22 protein-coding genes and 1 riboswitch are annotated in these 22,370 nt (G+C 71.0%); of the genes, 7 read left to right on the forward strand and 15 right to left on the reverse strand.

All coding sequences use genetic code 11. The annotated features are described in order from the left end of the window. Positions 1 to 107: 107 nt before the first annotated feature. Positions 108 to 497, reverse strand: coding sequence for a cobalamin biosynthesis protein (locus Q8S38_RS05125; RefSeq protein ID WP_305679338.1), 390 nt, complete (start codon positions 495 to 497; stop codon positions 108 to 110). A gap of 166 nt (positions 498 to 663) precedes the next feature. Next, on the reverse strand, positions 664 to 1,917 hold the full coding sequence (gene cbiE / locus Q8S38_RS05130; RefSeq protein WP_305679339.1) for a precorrin-6y C5,15-methyltransferase (decarboxylating) subunit CbiE: 1,254 nt from the start codon (positions 1,915 to 1,917) through the stop codon (positions 664 to 666). Between cbiE and Q8S38_RS05135 the strand changes: the two genes are divergently transcribed. Continuing rightward, positions 1,916 to 2,680, forward strand: a complete 765-nt coding sequence (locus tag Q8S38_RS05135) for a cobalt-precorrin-6A reductase (RefSeq protein ID WP_305679340.1) — start codon at positions 1,916 to 1,918, stop codon at positions 2,678 to 2,680. The two genes, cbiE and Q8S38_RS05135, sit on opposite strands and share 2 nt — an antisense overlap. Here Q8S38_RS05135 and cobJ read toward each other — a convergent pair. The 8 genes from cobJ to Q8S38_RS05175 all read right to left on the reverse strand — a co-directional run bounded on the left by cobJ (position 2,623) and on the right by Q8S38_RS05175 (position 11,798). Beyond that, a complete protein-coding gene (gene cobJ / locus Q8S38_RS05140) occupies positions 2,623 to 3,417 on the reverse strand; it encodes a precorrin-3B C(17)-methyltransferase (protein ID WP_305679341.1) in 795 nt (264 codons plus the stop codon). The two genes, Q8S38_RS05135 and cobJ, sit on opposite strands and share 58 nt — an antisense overlap. Then, positions 3,414 to 4,091, reverse strand: a complete 678-nt coding sequence (locus Q8S38_RS05145; protein ID WP_371125834.1) for a precorrin-2 C(20)-methyltransferase — start codon at positions 4,089 to 4,091, stop codon at positions 3,414 to 3,416. Before Q8S38_RS05145 ends, cobJ begins: the two co-directional genes overlap by 4 nt. A gap of 85 nt (positions 4,092 to 4,176) precedes the next feature. Next, a complete protein-coding gene (locus tag Q8S38_RS05150) occupies positions 4,177 to 4,809 on the reverse strand; it encodes a precorrin-8X methylmutase (RefSeq protein ID WP_066721541.1) in 633 nt (210 codons plus the stop codon). Then, positions 4,806 to 6,113: a precorrin-3B synthase gene (cobG, locus tag Q8S38_RS05155; RefSeq protein ID WP_305679343.1), complete on the reverse strand. Its 1,308-nt coding sequence runs from the start codon at positions 6,111 to 6,113 to the stop codon at positions 4,806 to 4,808. The genes Q8S38_RS05150 and cobG overlap by 4 nt, the downstream gene beginning before the upstream one ends. Continuing rightward, complete coding sequence (cobN, locus tag Q8S38_RS05160; protein WP_305679344.1) at positions 6,110 to 9,688, reverse strand: cobaltochelatase subunit CobN; 3,579 nt, start codon at positions 9,686 to 9,688, stop codon at positions 6,110 to 6,112. The genes cobG and cobN overlap by 4 nt, the downstream gene beginning before the upstream one ends. Positions 9,689 to 9,713: 25 nt before the next feature. After that, entirely contained in the window at positions 9,714 to 10,751 is a 1,038-nt protein-coding gene (gene cobW, locus Q8S38_RS05165; RefSeq protein ID WP_305679345.1) for a cobalamin biosynthesis protein CobW, read from the reverse strand. Beyond that, on the reverse strand, positions 10,748 to 11,167 hold the full coding sequence (locus Q8S38_RS05170; protein ID WP_305679346.1) for a DUF1636 domain-containing protein: 420 nt from the start codon (positions 11,165 to 11,167) through the stop codon (positions 10,748 to 10,750). Before Q8S38_RS05170 ends, cobW begins: the two co-directional genes overlap by 4 nt. Positions 11,168 to 11,180: 13 nt before the next feature. Beyond that, on the reverse strand, positions 11,181 to 11,798 hold the full coding sequence (locus Q8S38_RS05175) for a HupE/UreJ family protein (protein ID WP_069056937.1): 618 nt from the start codon (positions 11,796 to 11,798) through the stop codon (positions 11,181 to 11,183). 121 nt (positions 11,799 to 11,919) lie between these two features. After that, positions 11,920 to 12,105, reverse strand: a riboswitch (cobalamin riboswitch). Between the two features lie 141 nt (positions 12,106 to 12,246). Between Q8S38_RS05175 and cobU the strand changes: the two genes are divergently transcribed. Both cobU and cobO read left to right on the forward strand, forming a co-directional pair. Next, positions 12,247 to 12,759 carry a bifunctional adenosylcobinamide kinase/adenosylcobinamide-phosphate guanylyltransferase gene (gene cobU, locus Q8S38_RS05180; protein WP_305679347.1) on the forward strand — a complete coding sequence of 171 codons (513 nt, stop codon included), beginning with the start codon at positions 12,247 to 12,249 and terminating at the stop codon, positions 12,757 to 12,759. 24 nt (positions 12,760 to 12,783) lie between these two features. Continuing rightward, positions 12,784 to 13,395, forward strand: a complete 612-nt coding sequence (gene cobO / locus Q8S38_RS05185; RefSeq protein ID WP_305679348.1) for a cob(I)yrinic acid a,c-diamide adenosyltransferase — start codon at positions 12,784 to 12,786, stop codon at positions 13,393 to 13,395. Between the two features lie 8 nt (positions 13,396 to 13,403). Here cobO and Q8S38_RS05190 read toward each other — a convergent pair whose 3' ends face one another. The 3 genes from Q8S38_RS05190 to cbiB form a co-directional block, all read right to left on the reverse strand. After that, positions 13,404 to 13,847: a TA system VapC family ribonuclease toxin gene (locus Q8S38_RS05190; RefSeq protein ID WP_305679349.1), complete on the reverse strand. Its 444-nt coding sequence runs from the start codon at positions 13,845 to 13,847 to the stop codon at positions 13,404 to 13,406. After that, positions 13,844 to 14,068: a CopG family transcriptional regulator gene (locus Q8S38_RS05195; protein ID WP_054142679.1), complete on the reverse strand. Its 225-nt coding sequence runs from the start codon at positions 14,066 to 14,068 to the stop codon at positions 13,844 to 13,846. The genes Q8S38_RS05190 and Q8S38_RS05195 overlap by 4 nt, the downstream gene beginning before the upstream one ends. Before the next feature lie 68 nt (positions 14,069 to 14,136). Continuing rightward, positions 14,137 to 15,138: an adenosylcobinamide-phosphate synthase CbiB gene (cbiB, locus tag Q8S38_RS05200; RefSeq protein ID WP_305679350.1), complete on the reverse strand. Its 1,002-nt coding sequence runs from the start codon at positions 15,136 to 15,138 to the stop codon at positions 14,137 to 14,139. On the opposite strand from cbiB, the gene cobD reads away from it, so the two are divergent. Together cobD and Q8S38_RS05210 are read left to right on the forward strand one after the other, a co-directional pair. Continuing rightward, positions 15,137 to 16,165: a threonine-phosphate decarboxylase CobD gene (gene cobD / locus Q8S38_RS05205; RefSeq protein WP_305679351.1), complete on the forward strand. Its 1,029-nt coding sequence runs from the start codon at positions 15,137 to 15,139 to the stop codon at positions 16,163 to 16,165. The genes cbiB and cobD overlap by 2 nt on opposite strands. A 90-nt stretch (positions 16,166 to 16,255) precedes the next feature. Further along, the gene (locus Q8S38_RS05210) at positions 16,256 to 17,227 is read left to right on the forward strand and encodes a D-2-hydroxyacid dehydrogenase (protein ID WP_305679352.1); all 972 of its coding nucleotides are present in this window, start codon (positions 16,256 to 16,258) and stop codon (positions 17,225 to 17,227) included. Between the two features lie 159 nt (positions 17,228 to 17,386). On the opposite strand, the gene Q8S38_RS05215 is transcribed toward Q8S38_RS05210, so the two are convergent. Together Q8S38_RS05215 and Q8S38_RS05220 are read right to left on the reverse strand one after the other, a co-directional pair. Beyond that, entirely contained in the window at positions 17,387 to 17,908 is a 522-nt protein-coding gene (locus Q8S38_RS05215; protein ID WP_305679353.1) for a hypothetical protein, read from the reverse strand. Between the two features lie 248 nt (positions 17,909 to 18,156). Continuing rightward, entirely contained in the window at positions 18,157 to 19,806 is a 1,650-nt protein-coding gene (locus Q8S38_RS05220; protein WP_305679354.1) for a GMC family oxidoreductase, read from the reverse strand. Positions 19,807 to 20,189: 383 nt separating this feature from the next. Here Q8S38_RS05220 and Q8S38_RS05225 point away from each other — a divergent pair, with 383 nt between their 5' ends. Both Q8S38_RS05225 and eutC read left to right on the forward strand, forming a co-directional pair. Continuing rightward, positions 20,190 to 21,578, forward strand: coding sequence for an ethanolamine ammonia-lyase subunit EutB (locus Q8S38_RS05225; RefSeq protein WP_305679355.1), 1,389 nt, complete (start codon positions 20,190 to 20,192; stop codon positions 21,576 to 21,578). After that, a complete protein-coding gene (gene eutC, locus Q8S38_RS05230; RefSeq protein ID WP_305679356.1) occupies positions 21,575 to 22,366 on the forward strand; it encodes an ethanolamine ammonia-lyase subunit EutC in 792 nt (263 codons plus the stop codon). Before Q8S38_RS05225 ends, eutC begins: the two co-directional genes overlap by 4 nt. The last annotated feature ends 4 nt before the right edge of the window (positions 22,367 to 22,370 follow it).

A 22,370-nucleotide genomic window follows, 5' to 3' on the forward strand; every position in this document is an offset into this window, starting at 1 on the left:
GACCGGGTGAGGGATGTGACGACGCAACGCTGAAGGGCCGATCCCGGTCGTGGGTTCCGGGTTCTTCGCGTCGCGAAGCCCCGGAAAGACGACTTGGCTCGGGTGCATCACGATACACTCCGGGCCAGCGCGCAGGTGACGCGGGCGGTGGCGATGCGCGGCTGCACCAGCATCCCGCCCGGCCCGGCGGCCGCGAGCGCGGCGGCTTCCGCCACCGAGCCGACGCCGTAGAGCGAGGCGATCCGCGTCGAGCGGGTCGCGCAACTGGCCTCGAAGCCCTTGAGCGCCTCGTCGGGCACGCCGACGAGCTCGGCGGCCCGCCTGGCCGCCGCGGCGTTCAGCCCTGCCTCTCCCATCCGGCTCGCCAGCGTCGCGATTCGCGGCGTCGCCTCGCCCGACAGCCCAGCGATCGCCAGGGCCTCGTCGAGGCAGGCGAGGATATCGCCCTCGCTGGTGCCGGCGCGCAGGCCCAGTCCGACGACGAGACGGCCGGTCATGGTCTAGTCGTCCTCTGGCAACCCAACACGGCGTCATCCCGGGCGACCGAAGGGAGACCCGGGATCCATTCCGGAACCTCTCCTGCAAACGCTCCGGAATGGGTCCCGGGTCTGCGCTTCGCTCCGCCCGGGACGACGACGCGGAATTGGTGACGGGGCAAAGACCTCACGGCTTCTCGACCCGCCACTGCGTCACCGGCATCGCCGGCCGCCAGCCATGCTTGCCGCCGACGGGGACGAGCCGGTCGATCGCGATGCGCCGCAGCGAGCCGCCATGCAGCGCATGCAGCGCCGCAAGCTTCGCCTCGCCCTCCAGCGTGACGACATTGGCGACGAGGCGCCCGCCCGGTTTGAGCGCCGCCCACGCCCCCTCGAACAGCCCCTCGACCGTCAGTCCGCCGCCGATGAAGACGGCGTCGGGCCCTGGCTGCCCGGCAAAGCCCGCAGGCGCCTCGCCGGTGACCTTCACCGCCAGCCCGCCCAGTTCGAGGCTGTTGCGGGTGATCCGCTCGATGCGCTCCGCCTTGGCTTCAAAAGCGATGGCTGCATTGCGCGGGTGGCGCTGGCACCATTCGATGCCGACCGAGCCCGAGCCGGCGCCGACATCCCAGAGCAGCTCGCCCGCGCGCGGAGCGAGCGCGGAGATCGTGATCGCGCGAACCTCGGATTTGGTAATCTGCCCGTCATGGGCGAACCACTCCTCGTCCAGCCCCGGCGCCAGCGGCAGCACGCGCGCATCGCGGCCCGCATCGACGGCCACCGCGATCAGGTTGAGCGGCACGACGTCGTCGAAGGCAAAGGCATCGGCGCGGGTCTCGCGGACGCGCTCCTGCGGGCCGCCCAGCGATTCCAGCACGGTCAGGCGGCTCGCCCCCATCCCGCGCGCGGTCAGCAGTTCGGCCACCGCCCGCGGCGTCGTCTCGTCCCAGGACAAGGCGAGGATGCGCGCCTGCGGCTGCAGATGCGGCACGATCCGGAACAGCGTGCGGCCATGCAGCGAGACCAGCGCGCACTCCTCCTGCGGCCAGCGCAGCCGGGTGCAGGCCATGGAGAAGGAGGAGATCTGCGGGATGACGTGCATCTCTTCGGCCGGGATCGCCCGGCTCAGGCTGTTGCCGATGCCGTAATGGAACGGGTCGCTGGTCGCGAGCACGCAGACCTTGCGGCCGCGCTCCGCCAGGATCTGCGGCAGGGCATTGCGGAAGGGCTGCGGCCAGGGCCTGAGTTCGCCGGGCACGGAACCGACCAGCGCGATATGGCGCTCGCCGCCGAAGACGATCTCGGCCTCCGCCAGCGCCGCCTTCGCCTGCGCGCAAAGCCCGGCCGGGCCGTCCTCGCCCAGCCCGATCAGGGACAGCCAGGGCGCCGGCGCAGCCTCGCCGCTCGACAGGCTCTCGGTTTCAAGCGTAACTGGGGACATGACCGTGCTCATCCTCGGTGGAACCGGCGAAGCGGCGGCGCTCGACCAGCATCTGGCCGAGCAGGCGCCCGAAATCCGCGCCATCATCTCGCTGGCGGGCCATACCGTCGACCCCCGGCCGGTGAATCTCCCCGTGCGCGTCGGCGGCTTCGGCGGCGTCGAGGGGCTCAGGCAGTATCTGCGCGACGAGGGCATCATTGCCGTCATCGACGCGACGCATCCCTTCGCGGCGATCATGCCCTTCAATGCCGAGCATGCCTGCAAGGCCGAAGGCGTACCGCTGCTCGCCATCCGCCGCGCGCCCTGGCATCGCGAAACGGGCGACGACTGGCGCGACGTGCCCGACATGGAGGCTGCCGCGGCTGCGCTGGGCGAGGCGCCGCGTCGCGTCTTCCTGACGATCGGCCGGCTCGACCTTCCGGTCTTCGCGGAGGCGCCGCAGCATCATTATCTCGTGCGCGCCATCGAGCCGATCGGCGATCGCCTGCCCGTGCCCCATGTCGAGGTCATCCAGCAGCGCGGCCCGTTCCGCGCCGAGGATGAGGAGGCGCTGCTGCGTGAGAAGCGCATCGAGCTGCTCGTCAGCAAGAACTCCGGCGGCGACGCCACGGCCGGCAAGCTCGTCGCTGCGCGCCGGCTCGGCCTGCCGGTGATCATGGTCGCCCGCCCGCCCAAGCCGGATGTCGAGACCGTCGCCCATATCGATCAGGTCCTGCCCTGGCTGGTGGCGCAGGGGCTCTTCGTCACCGAGCGCGGCGTATAGACCCAAGGCGCGGCCTCGCCAGGCCGCGCGATCAGCCGCGTGCTCGAGGCGCCGATGATCACCAGCGTCGCCATGTCGGCGGTCGACGCCGCCGCGATGGCCTTTTCCAGTGTCAGGATGCGCAACGCCTCGCCGGGCCGCCCGACGGCGCGGGCGAAGATCACCGGCGTCCGCGCCTCGCGATGGCGGGCGGCCAGTTCCAGCGCCGCTCGGAGCTGCCAGGGCCGCGCCTTCGAGATCGGGTTGTAGAGGCAGGTCACCAGATCGGCGGCGAGCACGGCTTCGAGCCGCGCGGTCACCACCTCCCAGGGCTTGAGGTTGTCCGAAAGCGAGATCGCGCAGAAATCGCCGCCCAGCGGTGCGCCGGCCTTTGCCGCCGCTGCCAGCATTGCGGTGACACCGGGCTCGATCGCGATCGGCAGGGCAAGCCAGGCCGGCTCGCCCGCCTCCAGCGCCTCGAACACGGCCGCCGCCATGGCGAAGACGCCGGGGTCGCCGCCGGAGACGACCGCGACGGTCTTCCCCGCCGCCGCCAGCCGCAGCGCATGGGTGGCGCGGTCGATCTCGACGCGGTTGTCGGAAGCGTGCTTCGTCTGGCCACCGCGTGCGGGGATGCGGTCGAGATAGGGCCCGTAGCCGATCAGGTCGGAGGCGGCGTCGATCGCCGCCTGCGCGGCGGGCGTCAGCCACTGTGCCGGGCCGGGACCAAGGCCGACGATGGTGAGGGAGCCGCTCACAGCCGCCGCCCCTCGCCGGGGACCAGCACCATCGAGAAATACGGCGCCTCCGCGTCGCCGCGCTCGCTGAGGCGGATGATCGCCTGTCCGGCCATCGTCGCCTGCTCGACATAGATCGCCCGCTCGATCAGGCCGGTGGCCTCCAGCGCGCGACGCACCTTCGGCAGGTTGCGGCCGAGCTTCATGATCACGGCGGCGTCGGTGTCGGCGAGGCGCCGCACCAACTCGGCCTCCGGCAGCGTGCCGGGCAGCACGGTCAGGATGTCGTCGCCCCAGGTGATCGGCGCGTTGGCGCGCGTCCAGGCGCCGGCCATGCCGGTGACGCCCGGCACCACCTCGGTCGGGAAGCGATGCGAAAGCCGCCGCCACAGATGCATGAAGGAGCCGTAGAAGAACGGGTCGCCGTCGCAGAGCACCGCGACGCTGCGCCCGGCCTCCATCTCGGCGGCGAGCAGCGCCGCGGATTCATCGTAGAACCGCGTGATCGGGCCACTATAGCCCTCGTCCTCGACCGGGACCTCGATCGTTACCGGAAAGGCGAGCGCGATCTCGCGGGCGGCATTGGGCCCGACGACGGCATCGGCCGTGATGCGGGCATGGCCGCGCCGGCCGCGCTTGCAGAAATGCACCAGCCGGTCGGCGCTCAGGATGATGTCGCGGGCGCGCACGGTCATGTAGTCGGGGTCGCCGGGGCCCAGGCCCACGCCGAACAGCAGTGTCTTTCCCAAAGGGTGCTTGGCCGGCTCAAAGCTCACCGGCTCACTCCTTCTCTTGCGCCAGCGCGTTGACGGCGGCTGCCGCCATCGCCGAGCCGCCGCGCCGCCCATGCACGACGAGGAAGGGCACGCGCCCGTCCTGCGCCAGCGCCTGCTTCGATTCCGCCGCACCGACGAAGCCGACAGGGATGCCGATCACGGCGGCCGGCTTGGGCGCACCGGCATCGAGCATCTCCAAAAGCCGGAACAGCGAGGTCGGCGCATTGCCGATGACGACGAGCGCACCCGCCAGATGCGGCCGCCACAGCTCCATCGCGGCGGCCGAGCGCGTGGTGCCCATCTCGGCGGCCAACGGCGCGGTGCGGGGATCGTCGAGCGTGCAGATCACCGGGTTGCGCGCCGGCAGGCGGGACGGCGTCACGCCATTGGCGACCATCTTGGCGTCGCAGAGGATCGGCGCGCCGGCCTTCAGCGCGGCCTCGGCAGCACCCGCGAAATCCGGCGACATCTCCACATCGTCAGGCAGATCGGTCATGCCGCAGGCATGGATCATCCGGACCACGACATGGGCGGCCCGGCCGGCAAAGCGCGAGAGATCGGCCTCGGCCCGGATGATCGCGAAGGAGCGCTCATAGATCGCCCCGCCATCGCGGATATAGTCGTAACCCGTCGTCACTTGGTCGGTCCTGAAAGCCGGCCCGCCGCGCTCAGGCGGGCATGAAGGTCCTGTCCGCGCTGCAATCGCGTCAGCAGGGCGGAAAGGTCAAGGGTGGCGACGGCGCCGTCCCGTGCGCCGCCGCCGATGACGACGCGGTAGCGCCCGCCCTCGCCGACCAGCGTCAGATCGCTGGCGCCCGGCCGGGCGCAGGATTTGACGCAGCCCGAGACGTGCAGGGTCAGCCCCGCGGCGAGGTCGGGCGCCAGCACTGGGGCGAGCCGCGCCGCATCCGCCATCGCCGGAGCCTCCGCCCGGCTGCAGGCGGGCACGCCGGCGCAGGCCTGCACCGACAGGCGCGGGTCGTCGTCCCGCGTGATCAGGCCCTCCGCCGCCGCGCTCTCGAGCAGGGTCGTCGCATCGGCTTCCGACAGCCCTCGGAAGGCGAGGCCGCGCCAGGGCGAGAGGCGGATCTCCGGGCAGCCCAGTGTTTCGGCCGCCTGTGCGAGACGGTCGAGCGCCGCGGCCTCCACTCGTCCGAAGGGCAGGCCGATCAGTGCGGCATGGCTCGCGTGAAGCGCAAACAGCCCGGCCCGCCGCGGCGCGGGGCGGTGGGGTGGCGGCTCGGTCAGGGGGAGATCGCAGAGCGCCGCCAGTTCCGTGGCCCCGAGATCGCCCATGCGGCGGATGGCGTCGGGCGCCTGCGCCCGTCGCGCGGCGAAGCGGGCCATCACCTGGGCTACGGCGGCTCCTGCGTCGCCTTCGGCGACGGGGCCGAACCAGAGCCGGTCCGCCAGCGCGATCACCACACGCCCCGGCGCGGTCGCGACGATGCGGATGTCTCCCGCGAAGGCCTCGAGTGAAGACGTGTCACCACCGTCGACGATGACGGCGAACTTCGCCGGCAGGCCGGCGATCTCGCGCCCGCGCGCCTCGATGGCGGCGGCGAGGGCGAGCGCGTCGATCGGGTCGCTCCGCGAAGCCCCGGAAGGATGTGGCGGGTGCGCCAGCGGCGAGACCAGCGTGAGCCTTTGCGGCCCGTCGCCCTCATGCTCGTCGACCAGCCGCTCCGCCAGCAGCGTCGCGACCAGCGCTGGATGGCTGTCCGCCGTCACCCCGCGCAGCTGCATGTTGCCACGCGCCGAAATCTCGATCAGCCCGTTACCGTGCCGGGCGGCCAGCGCCGCGATGCGCCGCAGCTGGGCCGGCGTCAGGCAGGCGCCGGGCGGATGCAGCCGCACCAGCCAGCCATCGCCGGTCTCCATCGGCTTGAGCGTGCTCGGGCACCAGCCGCGCCGCAGGGCTTCGGGGAAAGGCGCGTTCATTCCGCCGCCTCTCGCGTCGCGGGCGTGCCCGCCAGAAACGCCCCCACCGAATTGCGCCGGCTGGTCCACAGGCCGCGCCGCGCCGCGTCCGCCAGCCGCGCGCGGATCGCTTCGGCGGCCGGGGCATTGGCGGCCTCGATCGCGCTCCAGACCGCGGCATCGGCGCACCAGGCCTGGAAGACCGCGTCGAACAGCCCGTCCGACACGGCATCCGTGCTGGCGGCGAAGACGAAGAGCGTGTCGATCGCTTCCGCGAGCTCCGCCGCGCCGCGCCAGCCATGGGCGAGATGAGAGGCGATCCAGCGCGGATGCGTCAGCCGGCCATGGACGATGCGGGCGATGTCCTCCGCCACGGTGCGCGCCTTCGGCGTCTCCGGGTTAGAGCTGTCGAGGCTGTAGAGCGAGGGGTTCGCGCCGAGCGACTGTGCCGCGGCCGCGAGACCGCCGATGACGTCGGCGGCGCTCGAGGCTTCCAAAATGTCGCGCCCGGCGGTGTCGCTGACATGCACGAAGGCGTCGGCCATGCGGATGCGGGCGGAGAAGCTGGCATCGGCATGGGCTACACCCTCCGGGCCGCCATAGGCATGGCTGGAGGCGGCGAGATAGGCCGCGCCCAGCTCGTCGCGGGTCGTCCAGTCGCCGTCGAGCGCGCGGTCGGCGACGGCCGCGCCATAGCGGCCGGGCGCGGCGCCGAACACCCGCGCCCCGGCCTCGCCGCGGCGCCGCGCGGCGGCGGGCTCGTTCCAGTCGTCCGGCTCGTCCAGCATCGCGACCGCGCGCGCGGCGGCGTCGAGCAGGGCGACCTGCTGCGGGAACGTGTCGCGGAAGGCCCCCGAGATGCGCACCGTCATATCGATGCGCGGATGCTCGAGCTTCGGCTGCGGCGTGATCGCGAAACCGGTGACGCGCGTCGAGGCATCGTCCCAGAGCGGCGCGACGCCCATCAGCGCCAGCGCATGGGCGATGTCCTCGCCGCCCGAGCGCAGCGTCGGCGAGGCCCATAGATCCATCACGATGCGGCGCGGCGGCTCGCCCTCATCCTGCAGATGCCGCGCGATCACGGCCTGCGCCGCCAGCGCCCCAAGCCGCGCTGCCGCCCGCGTCGGGATCGCACGCGGGTCGAGCGTCGAGAGGTTGCGCCCGGTCGGCAGAACGTCGGGCCGGCCGCGATGCGGCGAGCCGGCGGGGCCCGGCACCACGAAACGCCCGTCGAGCGCGCGCAGCAGCCCCTCGCGCTCGCTCTCCGCCGAACCGGGGTCGAGCGCGGACTGGCCGAAGACATGTAAGCCGTCGCGGAAGGGCAGTTCGGCGATGTCGCAGAGATGCGCGTCGAGCCGCGTCAGCGCCTCGCTCATCGGCAGATCGGACGTCACGCCGCAGGATTCCGCCAGCCCGCTGGCCTGGGCCCGCGCCCGGATTTCGCTGGCGACAATGTCGGCGCGACGCGGATCGAGAACCTGCGCCTGGCTGAACTCCTCGACGAGGTCGCGCAGCAGCGCCGTCTCGCCGCCAGCCCCGATCTCCGCCAGCGGTGGCGGCAGATGGCCGAGCGTCACCGCCGAGAGCCGCCGCTTGGCGGGCGCCGCCTCGCCGGGATCGTCGACCACATAAGGGTAGACCACCGGCAGCCCCTGCGTGACCAGCCGCGGCCAGCAGGAGGACGACAGCGCCACCGCCTTGCCCGGCAGCCATTCGGTCGTGCCATGGGTGCCCAGATGGATCAGCGCATCGATGCCGGCCGTCTCGCGCAGCGCGCGGTAGAAGGCGAGATAGCCATGGCAAGGCGGCGCGTCGGGGTCGTGATAACGGGCCTTCCGGTCAGGCGTCGCATCGCGCGGCGGCTGCAGCGCGATGGAGAGAGCGCCGTCACGGGCGACGCGGAACCGGAAGGTGCCGTCGGTGCAAGCGGGGTCAGCCTCGGGTTCGCCATGGGCGGCGAGGAGGGCGTTGCGTGCGGCTTCGGGGATCGTCGCGAGCCAGGTCCTGTATGTGTCGAGCGAGAGGGTGAGGTCGGCCGGCCCGGTGGTGAGGGCGGCCATCAGCCCTGATCCCGCATCCTCCTCATCACATGCGCCGTCATCCCGGGCGACCGGAGGGAGACCCGGGATCCATTCCGGAACCTGTCCGGCAAAGGCTCCGGAATGGATCCCGGATCTCCGCTTCGCTGCGTCCGGGATGACGGCGGAGGGAACATCGACCCCATATCCGGCCTCCGCCAGCAATCCCCGGATCACCCCGACGCTCGCCGGCGTGTCGAGCCCGACCGCAAAGCCTGCCCGGCCGCCGCGCGCGGGATAATCCGACATCACCAGCGCCAGCCGACGCTCGGCAGCCGGCTTGGACGCCAGGGCGATCCAGCCGCTGGCGAGGTCGGCGAGCGCCTTGATGCCATCCGCGTCGGGCACCAGTCGCCGCGTCACCAATCCGGTCGCGGGATCGGCGGTCTCGGCCTTGAAAGCGACGGGAATGGTTCCCAGCCGCCCGTCGAATTCCGGCAGCGCCACCTGCATGGCGAGGTCCGTCGCCGACAGCCCCCGCGGCGAGGCCGCCCAGGCGTCGCGGGCACTGCCGACCGGCATCGCCTGAAACACCGGGCAATCGGCGCCGTCGAGCACGAAATCGGCGCCCTCGCGGGCGGAGAAGGCGGTGGTGGTGACGATCGCCGCCGGCCGCCGCGTCGCGATCAGCGCCGCGAGTTCGGCGGTGACAGCGGGGTCCTTCAGGCTGGTCAGGGCCAGGATCAGAGGAGCCATGCCGCGCGCGGCCAGCGCCGCCTGAAGCGCCTCGCCCATCGCCGTGTCGCCGGCGCTGACGGAAGAGCGATAGACCAGGATCGGCACGAAGGGCCGGTCGGGCAGCGCGGCGAGCGCCTCGCACCAGGGCATCGGCGCGGCGTTGGCGCCGAGCGCGAAGAGGGACGGGAGGGGCAGGGGGGCGCGCAAAGGGATGTGAGGGCACGGCGCCCCCTCATCCGTCAGCGCTTCGCGCTGCCACCTTCTCCCGCAAGGGGAGAAGGGAGTTGCCGGCGCCGTTTCGCCCTTCTCCCCTCGCGGGAGAAGGTGGCCCGCAGGGCCGGATGAGGGGGCGCCGTGCCGTCGCAGATACCCCGCCGCCACCGCCAGCAGGCGCCGCATGTTCTCCGCCCCGCCGCCGGCGTGGAAGTAGGACAGGATGGCACGGGCGCAGGCCGGCGGGACGGTGCCGTACTCTGCCAGCCGCGCGTCGTCGCGGTCGTCGCCGGGCAGCACCGCCAGCGCGATGCCCCTCGCGCGGCAGGTTTCGCTGAGCTGCTCGATGCCGTAGCGCCAGTAGTCCAGCCCGCCGAGGCAGCGCACCAGGACGAAACGGCTCCTGGCCACCGTCTTCTCGATCAGGAGATCGACCGAGAGCGGGTGTCGCAGCCGCCGCAGCGAGGCGAGGCGGACAGTGAGATCACTGCTGCCGGCCGCCGCCGCCAGCGCGGAGAGATCGCTGTCGGCGAAGGACAGGACGACGACATCCCCCACGGCCAAGCCGAGATCGACGGCGTCCTCGCCGTCGTCGAGCCTGATCTCGCTGGTCGGGAGCAGATGCATGCCTGGCTTTCGAAAGGGCCGCCGCTCAGGCGCCGGCGAGCGCAGCCTCCACCGCCGTCACGTCGAAGCCCTTGAGCCCGATCACGGTGAGACGCCCGTCGCGCGCTTCGCCCTCGGTCCAGGCCCGGTCGAAATGATGGCTGACGCGGCGGCCGACGCCCTGCACGACGAGCCGCATCGGCTTGCCCGGCACGGCGGCGAAGCCCTTCAGCCGCAGCACGCCCTGCGCTTCGGCCGCCTTGCCGAGGCGGGCTGACAGCACCTCAGGCGCGAGGCCGGCCGGCAGCGCCAGCGCGACCGAATCGAAATCGTCATGCTCATGGTCCTCGCCATCGCCGTGATGAGACGGACGCGAGGCGAGGTCGGCCTCCGCCGCGGCGCTAAGGCCCAGGATCAGAGCGGGCTCGATCGTGCCATGGCGGGTCTCGACGATCTTGATCGCCTTGGGCAGATGCGCGGCGATCTCGCCCTTCACCCGCTCGCGCGTCGCTGTGTCGATCAGGTCGCTCTTGTTGAGCAGGATCAGGTCGGCGCAGAGGATCTGGTCCTCGAAGACCTCCTCCAGCGGGTTGTCATGGTCGACGGAGGCGTCCTGCGCGCGCTGGGCGGCGAGCGCCTCGGGGTCGTCGGCGAACTGGCCTTCGGCCACCGCCGGCCCGTCGACCACCGCGATCACGCCATCGACTGTGACGCGGGCGCGGATCGCCGGCCAGTTGAAGGCCTGGACCAGCGGCTTGGGCAGAGCCAGCCCCGAGGTCTCGATCAGGATGTGCTGCGGCGGGTCGGCCCGATTCAGCAGCTTTTCCAGCGCCGGCACGAAATCATCCGCCACCGTGCAGCAGATGCAGCCATTGGGGAGTTCGACGACGTCCTCTTCCGTGCAGCCGGAAATGCCGCAGCCCTTGAGGAATTCGCCGTCGAAGCCGAGATCGCCGAACTCGTTGACGAGCACCGCGAGCCTCTTGCCTTCGGCGTTCTCGAGCAGATGGCGCACCAGCGTCGTCTTACCGGCGCCGAGGAAGCCGGTGATGATGGTGCAGGGGGTCTTTGTCAGGGAATTCATCGGGAACCCGCGATCGGGAGGGGAGGAAGGCGCGCGACCACGCCCTTGCGGATCGCCTCGGCGCGCTCGCGCCAGGGCACGATGCCGTCCGGGGCTTCGCGATACTGGCGCGCGAAGGTGAGCAGCGTCTCGACGCCCGTCGCCGGGTCGAGATCGCCATAGACATAGGTCCAGCGGCCCTCGCCGCTGAGCGCCACCGTGCAGGGGCGCTTGCAGACGGAGAGGCACTCCACCGTCTCGACGCTGACCGCGGTATCGAGCGTGGGGTCGAGCGCGTCGCGAAGGCCGGCGGCGAGAAGGGCCCCGGGACGGGGCGCGTCGGGGTCGCCCCCGGCGGCGCGGCAGGTCGCGCAGACGAGGATGCGGACGGGCGCCGTGCCCGTTTCCGGGCGCGGCTGCTGCAGGGACGTGCTCATGATCGAGCCGGCGTCAGGCCGTCGCGGGCAGGGCGGCGATCAGGAAGACGAGGCCGATGCAGGCCATGGCGGCGGCGGCCGCCCGAACCGGCAGGTTTGCGGGCATCGAGAACAGACGCCGCACCAGCAGGATCGTGCCGACCGTGATGGTGGCCTGGATCGCGACGAGGCCGATGAGATAGGCACCGACCACGGCGGTGTCGGCGCCGATGATCGATTCAGCGAGCGCGTGGCCATGGGCGAAGCCGGCGGCGGCGAAGAGCACGGCGAGAGCCGGCAGCGGCAGCGAAGGCTTGAGCACGCCGATGGCGCCGATCAGCACGAGGCTGCCGGCAACCAGCATCTCCCCGGCCGGCAGATCGATGCTGTTCATATGGGCGAAGGCGCCTAAGCCCATGCCAGCGATCCAGAGCACGGGCAGCAGCAGTGCGCCGGACGCGTAGCGCGAGGCGACGAGGCCGACCGCGACCAGCGCGGCGAGGTGATCGAGCCCGAGAATGGGGTGGCCGAGGCCCGACAGCAGCCCGTCGGTCAGTGTCGAAGGCGTGCTGCCGCCCATCGGGTGGTGGGCGAGCGCCGGGCTGCAGAGCAGGGCGGTGAAGGCGAGGGTCAGGCGGTTGCGCAGCGTCATGGTTCCGGTCTCCGTCAGAAGGCGGCCGGTCTTGCGACCGGCCAACGTTCCCAAGGACGGAGCCGCGTGACCATCGCCACGCGAACACAGCCGCCGTCGGAACACCCCGTCCGATGGGCCCATAGGAACACTGTCGACGGCAGGTCTCCTGGCTCGCGGGTCTGGTCATTCCACGCCGCCTTCCCGGGATCGCTCCCAGTGGCCGATGGCGCGGAACTCGCCGCTTACAGTTGCGGGGGCAGCCGCGGCATCGCACCGCGTTCCCTTTTCACCTCCTCGCGGAGGCACCGTCGGGGACGATCATTAGCCATGTGCGAGAGGCTGTGCAATGCAGGACGCCGTCATTCTCGGGCGAAGCGAAGCGTAGACCCGAGAATCCCATGTCTCGTTTATCTCTTGCAAGAGATGCTCGGGGCTAGCCCGAGCATGACGGCGGAGGTCGCTGCGCGTGAACATCCCCCACCTCACCCTCGTCCTCGGCGGCGCCCGCTCGGGCAAGAGCCGCCATGCCGAAGCGCTGATCGAGGCGCTGGCGCCCCCCTGGGCCTATATCGCGACCGCCCAGGCCTGGGACGACGAGATGACGGCCCGCATCGCCGAGCACCGCGCCCGCCGGCCCGCGGACTGGATCACGCTCGACGCGCCGCTCGACCTGCCCGGGGCGATCCGGGGCCTGCCCGAGGGGCGCCCCGTGCTGGTCGATTGCCTGACGCTGTGGCTGACCAACCTGATCCTCGCCGAGCAGGACACCGCCGCCGCAGGCCGCGCGCTGCTCGAGGCCTGCGCGCAGGCGACAGCGCCCGTTGTCCTCGTCTCCAACGAGGTCGGGCTCGGCATTGTGCCCGACAATGCGCTGGCGCGGCGCTTCCGCGACGAGGCCGGCCGGCTGCATCAGGCGATTGCGGCAAGGGCCGGACGCGTGGTCTTCATGGTCGCCGGCCTGCCGATGCAGGTGAAATGAACAGGCCGTGACGTGAGAACGACGATGACGAACGAGACCGAAGACGCCGCCCGGTACAAGGCGAAAATGGCAAAGCGCAAGGCGCTGCAGGACGCCGAAGTCGCCTCCAAGACGCTCGAGAAGGGGCTGCTGATCGTCAACACCGGCCCCGGCAAGGGCAAGTCGACGGCGGCCTTCGGGCTGATGCTGCGCGCGCTCGGCCATGGCTGGCGCGTCGGCGTGGTGCAGTTCATCAAGGGCGCCTGGGAGACTGGCGAGCGCCGGGCGCTGGACGCCTTCGGCGATCAGATCGCCTGGCACACCATGGGCGAGGGCTTCACCTGGGAGACGCAGGACAAGGCCCGCGACATCGCCGCCGCCACCCGCGCCTTCGACAAGGTCAAAGAGCTGATGGCGGATGAGAGCATCCGCCTGATTGTGCTGGACGAGCTCAACATCGCGCTGCGCTACGATTACCTGCCGCTGGCCGAGGTCGTCGCCACGCTGCAGGCCCGCCGGCCCGATCTCCACATCGTCGTCACCGGCCGCAACGCCAAGCCGGAGCTGATCGAGGCCGCCGACCTCGTGACCGAGATGACGCTGGTGAAGCACCATTTCACCGCCGGCGTGAAGGCGCAGGAGGGGATCGAGTTTTGAGGGGGCGTTCAGGCGGTGGGGATGAGGTGAAGCGCGTCGGCGCCGCCACGGACTGTTGCGGTGGCGATGTGCGCATCGAAGGTCGCCAGCTTCCCGCCTTTGGATGACGCAAGCGCCAGCAAATAGGTATCGGTCACCTCTTTTGAATGGCGCAGCCGTGAGAGATCGACGATCGCGTCGTCAAACAGACTGACCGTATCGGGCCAAAAAACGTGTCCGGGAATGGAGCGGAGTTCACTCAGAACCCGCGCGACACCGGCAGGTGATGATTGTGCCGGCGCAAACAGATAGCGCGGGTTACCAAGGATGCGCACTACGCCGTTTTCGACGATCGGACAGGTCGCACATGACTCTTTGGCACGGGACGAAAACCAGTCATGTGCAACCGAGGAATGAACGTGAGACGGGTTGATGAGCGCGATCAGAACGTTGACGTCGAGCAGATACGTCACGGCTCTTCATCGCGAAGCGCGTTCACCAGTTCCAACGTGACCACGACGCCGGGGCGGCTTGGCAGTTGAGGGAAGCCGTTTCTGTAGGTGATCTCCGGCTCCGCCGGCAGGGCGCGCCGGGCCAGATCGGAGATCACTTCCCCGACGGTGCGGTCCTGCTCCCGCGCCAGCTTCTCGGCGGCGCGGACGACGTCGTCGTCGATCGTCACATGCGTGCCCATGATCGCCTTCCCATCCGGCCTCAGGACTGATTTTAGCGCAATCAGCGGCCAGCCGTAAGCCAGCCTGCTCACCCCCGCGACAGTAGCAGCGCTATCAGCGCGCCACACCCCGCCAACCCCCACAGCAGCCCGCAAGCCTTGCGATACAGCCGCAAGCTCCGCCGGACGTCCGCCGCTGTCGCCTCCGCCCGGCCATCGCCCATCCAGCCATCCTCGACCGTGACATCGCCATAGATGCGTGGCCCGGCCAGCCTCAGGCCCAGCGCGCCCGCCATCGCCGCTTCCGGCCAGCCGGCATTGGGCGAGCGGTGGCGGTTCGCATCGCGGCGCACGGCCCGCCAGGCGCCCGCCGCATCGGCATCGCGGTCGAGCGCCGCAGCCGCCACGATCAGCAGAGCGGTCAGCCGCGAGGCCGGCAGGTTGACGAGGTCGTCGAGCCGCGCCGAGGCCCAGCCGAAGGCGAGGTGGCGCGGCGTCCTATGGCCGATCATCGAATCGGCCGTGTTGATCGCCTTGTAGATGATGATGCCGGGCAGGCCGGCGGCCCCGAGCCAGAAGGCCGGCGCCACGACCCCGTCGGAGAAATTCTCCGACAGGCTCTCGATCGCGGCGCGCGAAACGCCGGCCTCGTCGAGGCTGTCGGGATTGCGGCCGACGATCATCGATACCGCCTTGCGCCCCTCGGTGAGGCCGCCCGTCTCCAGCCCCTGCGCGACGGCCGCGACATGCTCGTGCAGGCTGCGCTGCGCCAGCAGTGTCGAGGCGAGCAGCGCCAGCGGCAAAAGCCCCGCCGGCCCGAGCAGGCGGCACAGGGCCGTCAGCGCGAGCGCCCCGGCCAGCGTCACCGCGAGCAGGATGAGGAGCGCGGCCACGCCTGCCGCCTTCCGCGCGGCGAAGCCGGCCGTCTCCCGGTTCAGCCGGCGGTCGAGCCCGGCGATCAGCGCGCCAATCCAGGTGACGGGATGGCCGATCCGCGCATACAAGCGCTGCGGATAGCCGACCGCGGCCTCGATCGCGAGCGCGGCCAGCAGCAGAAGCAGTGTGTCGGGCCAGAGATCAGAAAAAGCCATGGGCGAAACGATGGGAACCGGGGGCATCTGGCATGGCGGCGATCTCGGCCGGGCGCGGGCGCTGTTTCCGGAAGCGCCCGAGCCCTGGATCGATCTCTCCACCGGGATCAACCCGATCCCCTATCCGCTTCCCGCGCTGCCGTTAAGCCTCTGGCAGCGCCTGCCCGCCGCCGATGACGAGGCGGCGCTGCTGGTGGCGGCGCGAAACGCCTATCGCGTGCCGGTCGATGCCGGCATCGTCGCCGCGCCCGGCACGCAGATCCTGATCGATCTCCTGCCACGGGTCGTTCCGGATCGCGTCGGGGCCCGGCCGGTCGCCGTGCTGGGGCCGACCTATGCCGAGCATGCGCTCGCCTGGCGGAAGATGGGCGCCACGGTCGTCGAGGCTGACACGCTGGCGCAGGCCGACGACGCCGCGACGGTGGTGGTGGTGAACCCCAACAACCCCGATGGGCGCCTGCTGCCGCAGGAGGCGCTGACCGCGCTCGCCGCACGCTGCGCCGCCCGCGGCGGTCTGCTCATCGTCGACGAGGCCTTCTGCGACTTCGCGCCCGAGGCGAGCCGGGTCCCGGCCCTGCCGCCCGCGACGCTGGTGCTGCGCTCCTTCGGCAAGACCTATGGTCTGGCCGGTGTCCGGCTCGGCTTCGCCGTCGGCGAGGCGGATCTGGTGAACGCTTTGCGCGACGCGATGGGCCCCTGGGCCGTGGCCGGTCCCGCACTCGCGATCGGCGCGCAGGCGCTCGCCGATGCCGAGTGGCGGGCGCAGGCCGGCGCCGCGCGCGCCGCCGACGCCGCGAGGCTCGACGCGCTGCTCGCCCCGCGGGGCGAGATCATCGGCGGCACCGCTCTGTTCCGGCTGCTCGCGACGCCCGATGCGCCGGCGCTCTTCGCCCATCTCGGCGCCCACGGGCTCTATGTACGCCGCTTCCAGGCCGATCCGACTCGGCTGCGCTTCGGCCTGCCGGGCGATGCGCAGGGCTGGACGCGGCTCGAGGCCGCGCTGGCCTGTTTCCCGCATGGCGGCTGAGCGGCGGGCGCTGCGTCTGCGCCGTGGCGGGAAGCCGCGGCGGCAGGCTAAGGTGGCCGCCGCCCGTCTCACCCCCCGAGGATTGCTTTGATGCCTGCTCTGCCGACCGGAAGCGACCTGACCATCTGCTTCGCCCATGCCGCCTATCAGTTGCAGGCCGAATTCGCGACGCGCGGCCATGCCGCCAAAAGCTTCGAGGTCCGCTCGCTCGACGAGCTGAAGGCGCGGGCGCCGGAGGCCGATGTCGTGGTGGTGTCGGGTCTCTGGCGCAACGAGCTGATCGCGTCCTGCCCCAAGCTGCGTTTCGTCCAGTCGGTCAGTGCCGGCACGGACCAGTACGACAAGGCCGCTTTTGCGGCGGCTGGCATTCGGCTGGCGAGCGCTCAGGGAGCGAATGAGCGGGCCGTGTCCGAGCACGCCATGGCGCTGATCCTCGGCCTGACCCGCCAGATCCACCTCGCCCGCGACAACCAGACCGCCGCGACCTGGCGGCCGATGATCGGCGACCGCGCCCGGCGCGAGGACGAACTCGGCGGCAAGACGCTGGTCATTGTGGGCTTGGGCCGCATCGGCCTGCGGCTGGCGACGCTGGCGGCCGCCTTCGGCCTGCGGATCATCGGCGTGCGCCGCAGCCCGGAACCGCATCCCGACATCGAGGCGATCGTCCGGCCCGATCAGCTTCACGAGGTGCTGGCGCAGGCCGACATCGTCGCGCTGACCTGCCCGCTGACGCCGGAGACGGAGAATTTGATCGACGCTGCGGCGCTGGCGGCGATGAAGCCCGGCGCGCTGCTGATCAATGTCGCGCGCGGCAAGGTCGTCGACGAGAAGGCTTTGGTCGCCGCGCTGTCGGAAGGCCGCATCGCCGGCGCCGGCCTCGACACCTTCGTCGAGGAGCCGCTGGCGGCGGCCTCACCGCTCTGGGCGATGAAGAACGTCATCGTCACGCCCCACAGCGCTGGCGAGACCCGCGCCTACGAGACCAATGTCGTCGATCTGCTGGTCGACAACCTCGCCCGGCTTGCGCGCGGCGAGACGACCTTGCGCAATCAGGTGGTCTAAGGCTCGTCACGATCGACCAACCGCGCCGTCATCCTGGGCGACCGAAGGTCGTCCCGGGATCCATCGTAGGGCAGGACGGCGCCCGATGATGGATCCCGGCCTGCGCCGCTGCGCGGCTGGTCCAGGATGACGGCGTGTTTCGTCGAAGATCGATAAAGCCTACGCCCGCAGCCCCCGCCACCAAGCCCGCGCCGCGTCGCGTGCCCGCCGCGCGAAGGCGTAGGCCGCGCTGCTGCGGACCCAGTCGAGCGCCCGGCGCCGCAGCCGGTCGAGCAGGGTCATCAGCCAGTTGAGCCAGCGATAGGTCAGCAGCTTCTCCCGGCCGGCATGGTAGATTCGCTCGACCAGCAGGAAGCTGACGAGATGGGCGAAGGCGAAGACGATGAGGCCGGTCCGGAACCGGCCATCGGCCATCATCACCAGCCCGAGCAGCTTCAGCGGCTCGGCGATCGCGAAGGGCACCGCCAGCAGCGCCAGGATCGCCAGCCGCGACTGACGCGCGATCACGGCCTCCGCTCGCGCCACGATCCGCAGTGACGCCACCCAGTCGACCAGCGGCCGGTAGAGCGGCCGGGCGATCTCGTCGAAGACGACGACGACGGTCAGCACCGCCCGTAGGATGGCGAAGAGGAGGCGGGCGAGGGGGCCGCGTGTCTCGTCTCGGGGCGGCAGCTCGGTCATCGTCGTCCTTGCATCGCCCGAGAGTTCACCGGCTTCCGTCGCACTGACTTAATCCTGCGCGATCCCAGCAGTTCTGGGGCGTTCCCATCAAGCGCGGGTCATCCCGGACGCAGCGAAGCGGAGATCCGGGATCCATGCCGGAGCGCTTGCCGGAAAGGTTCCGGAATGGGTCCCGGGTCTCCCTGCCGGTCGCCCGGGACGACTCGCGCTTGTGTGACGAGCGCAGGTGTCCCGTGACCGAAGGAGACTCACACCGCCTTCGCATCCTCCAGCATCAACGCCGCGCCCTTCTCGGCGATCATCATGGTCGGGTTGGCGGTATTGCCCGAAGTGATCGCGGGCATGACGGAGGCGTCGATCACGCGAAGCCCCGCCACCCCGCGCACCCGCAGCCGCTCGTCGAGCACGGCGCGGGCATCGTCGGGACGGCCCATCTTGGCGGTGCCGACGGGATGGAAGATCGTCGTCCCCAGCCGCGCCGCGGCGTCCAGCAAATCCTCGTCGCTCGTCGCCGCCGGGCCCGGCAGATGCTCCTGCGGCCGGAAGCGCGACAGCGAGGCCTGCGCGACGATGCGGCGCGTCAGCTTCATCGCGTCGATCGCGACCTGCCGGTCGGCTTGCGTGTCGAGATAGTTCGGCGAGATCGCGGGCGCGTCCTGCGCATGGGGCGTCTTGAGGTGGACATGGCCGCGGCTGGTCGGGCGCAGATTGCAGACGCTGGCGGTGAAGGCGTCGAAGGGGTGCAGCCCCGAGCCCCAGGAATCCAGCGAGAGCGGCTGGAAATGGTACTGCAGATTGGCGGTCGCCTGCTCTGGCGAGGATTTCGCGAAGGCGCCGACCTGCGAGGGCGCCATCGTCAGCGGCCCGCTGCGCATCGCCGCATATTGCAGCGCCATCAGCGGCCGGCGCCAGATCTTGGCGTAGTCGCTGTTGAGGGTCCGCACACCCTCGACCTTGTAGACAGGGCGGATCTGGAGATGGTCCTGCAGGTTCTCGCCGACGCCGGGCAGGTCCGCCACCGTCGCGATGCCCAGCCCCTGCAGCCTTGCTCCGTCGCCGATCCCTGAGCGCTCGAGCAGCGCCGGCGAGCCGATCGCGCCGGCCGAGAGCACGACTTCGCCCGAGACCTCGGCCCGCAGCTTCTCGCCGCCATGGCTGAACTCGACCGCCGTCGCGCGGCCGTCCTCGATCACGACGCGCTCGACCAGCACGCCCATCTCCAGCCTGAGATTTTTCTCGCGGGCGTCGAGCACCGGCCGCAGGAAGGCGTTGAAGGCGCTCAGCCGGCGCCCGCGTCGCTGGTTGACCTGGAAATAGGAGGAGCCCTCGTTGTCGCCGGTGTTGAAGTCGTCGATCTTGGCGATGCCGGCCTCGGCCGCTGCCTCCCGGATGGCGTCGAGGATCGCCCAGCGCACGCGCGGATGCTCGACGCGCCATTCCCCGCCGCTTCGATGCACCCCGCTCTCGCCCGGGCCGATATGGTCCTCATGCGCGAGAAAATACGGCAGGACGTCGCCCCAGCCCCAGCCGGAAAGCCCGTGCTGGCGCCAGCCATCGTAGTCGGCCGCCTGGCCGCGCATATAGACCATGGCGTTGATCGCGGAGGAGCCACCGACCACCTTGCCGCGCGGATAGGCCAGCGCCCGGCCGCCGAGGCCCGCCTGGGGTTCGGTCTTGAACAGCCAGTCGGCGCGCGGATTGCCGATGGCGAAGAGGTAGCCAACCGGGATGTGGAACCAGATCCAATCGTCCCGTCCGCCGGCCTCCAGAACCAGCACGCGTGACGTGGGATCGCGCGACAGCCGGTTGGCGACGACGCAGCCCGCCGAGCCCGCGCCGATGACGACATAGTCGAAGCGGCCAATGGAGCGGCGGTCGGTCTGGGCGGGTTCGGCCATGGCGTCCCTCGGTCAACAGGCGGGTCTGCTCCCGCTTCGGAGGCAACGGATAAGCGGCGGGGCCTGTGGCGGCAATGGCGCGTCAGTGCGAACGGCCTGTGCAAGAGCCCTCACGCCTGCGGGATTCCGGGCTCGCGGCGAGCGTGAAATACGCGAGTCATGCCGGGCGACCGGAGGGAGACCCGGGACCCATTCCGGAACCTCTCCAGCATGCGCTCAGGAATGGATCCCGGATCTCCGCTGCGCTGCGTCCGGGATGACCCGCTCTGCTGGAGGGAGGGTGAGGGCGAATGCCTTATCCAACGGCCCGCCGCTTGCTTGGACCCTCCCGAATGGTTGTTATGGCGGCGCGGCCGTGGGGCCGTCCGCCCGGGAGAGTGTCGATGGGGTATCGCGTCGCGATCGGCACGCGCAGCTATCTCTTCAGCGATCTGAAGGAGCTGATGGCGAAGGCGACGCCGCCGCGCTCGGGCGACCGGCTGGCGGGGCTGGCGGCCGACAGCCTGGAAGAGATGATGGCGGCGAAGATCGCGCTCGCCGACCTGCCGCTGCGCACCTTCCTGCACGAGGCGCTTATCCCCTACGAGGCCGACGAGGTCACGCGGCTGATCATCGACGGCCATGACGCGGTGGCCTTTGCGCCGATCGCCTCGCTGACGGTGGGCGCCTTCCGCGACTGGCTCTGCTCGGCAGCCGCGACGACGGCGGTCCTGGCCAGGCTCGCACCGGGAATCACGCCGGAGATGGCAGCCGCGGTCTCCAAGCTGATGCGCAACCAGGACTTGATCCTCGTCGCCCGCAAATGCCGCGTCGTGACACGCTTCCGCAACACGCTCGGCCTGCCCGGGCGGATGGCGGTGCGCATCCAGCCCAACCACCCGACCGACGATGCCGCCGGCATCCTCGCCTCGACCATCGACGGGCTGCGCTATGGTTGCGGCGATGCGGTCATCGGCATCAACCCGGCCTCCGACAGCACGGCCCGGATCGGCGAGCTCCTGCGCCTGCTCGACGGCGTCATCGCCCGCTTCGACATCCCCACCCAGGCCTGCATCCTGACCCATGTCACCTCCTCGATTGCGCTGATCGAGCAGGGCGCGCCGGTCGATCTCGTCTTCCAGTCGGTCGCGGGCACGCAAGCCGCCAACGCCTCCTTCGGCGTCACGCTGGCGCTGCTGCAGGAGGGGCTGGAGGCCGGCCGCTCGCAGAAGCGCGGCACGGTCGGCGACAACCTCATGTATTTCGAGACCGGGCAGGGCGCCGCGCTCTCGGCCAACGCCCATCACGGCGTCGACCAGCAGACGCTCGAGGCGCGCGCCTATGCCGTCTGCCGGGCCTACCAGCCCTTGCTGGTCAACACGGTCGTCGGCTTCATCGGCCCGGAATATCTCTATGACGGCAAGCAGATCATCCGCGCCGGGCTGGAGGACCATTTCTGCGGCAAGCTGATGGGCGTGCCAATGGGTTGCGACATCTGCTACACCAACCATGCCGAAGCCGATCAGGACGACATGGACACGCTGCTCACACTGCTGGGCACGGCTGGCGTCAACTTCATCATGGGCGTGCCCGGGGCCGACGACGTGATGCTGAACTACCAATCGACCTCCTTCCACGACCAGCTCTATATCCGCGAGGTGCTCGGCCTGCGGCGCGCCCCGGAATTCGAGGACTGGCTGCTGCGCATGGACATCACCGACGCGACGGGTCGTCTTAGTGCCGGGCAGGGCGGGCCCGCGCTGCTCGCGGCGATGCAGGACCGCGCCGCATGAGCGGGCCGGAGAAGCCGCCGGCCCCAGGCCGCTTCGCCGATCTCGCGCGGCTGACCCCCGCCCGCATCGCGCTCGGGCGCACGGGCGCCTCGCTGCCGATGCGCGAGGTGCTGCGCTTCGGCCTCGCCCATGCCCAGGCGCGCGACGCGGTGCATGCGCCCTTCCGGCCCGAGGAGGTCGCCGCTGCGCTCGCCAGGCTCGGCATCGAGACGCTGGCCGTCGAAAGCGCGGCTCGTTCCCGCGCGGATTATCTGCGCCGGCCGGATTGGGGCCGCAGCCTGTCGCCGGAGAGCCTGGCCGCATCGCACGCGCGGCGTGGGCGGTTCGATCTCGCCATCGTGGTCGCCGACGGGCTGTCCTCCACCGCCATCCACCAGAACGCCGCGCCGCTCGTCGAGGCGCTGCTGCCTTTCCTCCGGCGCCACTCGCTCTCGCTGGCCCCGATCGTCATCGCCTCGCAGGCGCGGGTCGCGCTCGGCGACGCCGCGGGCCAGGCGCTGGGCGCCCGCATGGTCCTCGTGCTGATTGGGGAACGGCCCGGCCTGTCCTCGCCGGATTCGCTGGGCGCCTATCTCACCTTCGCGCCGCGGATCGGCCTGACCGACGAGGCGCGCAACTGCATCTCGAACATCCGCCCTGGCGGGCTGGGCTTTGCCGAGGCGGCCTTCAAGCTCGCCTGGCTGATCGACCAGGGGTTCCGCCGCGCGCTGACCGGCGTCGGGCTCAAGGACGAGAGCGCCGCGGCGCTGGAGGCGGGCGCGGCCGCCGGTCTGATCCCGGAGGACTGATCGC

It is taken from the genome of Allobosea sp. (assembly GCF_030695125.1).
Classification (GTDB): Bacteria; Pseudomonadota; Alphaproteobacteria; order Rhizobiales; family Beijerinckiaceae; genus Allobosea.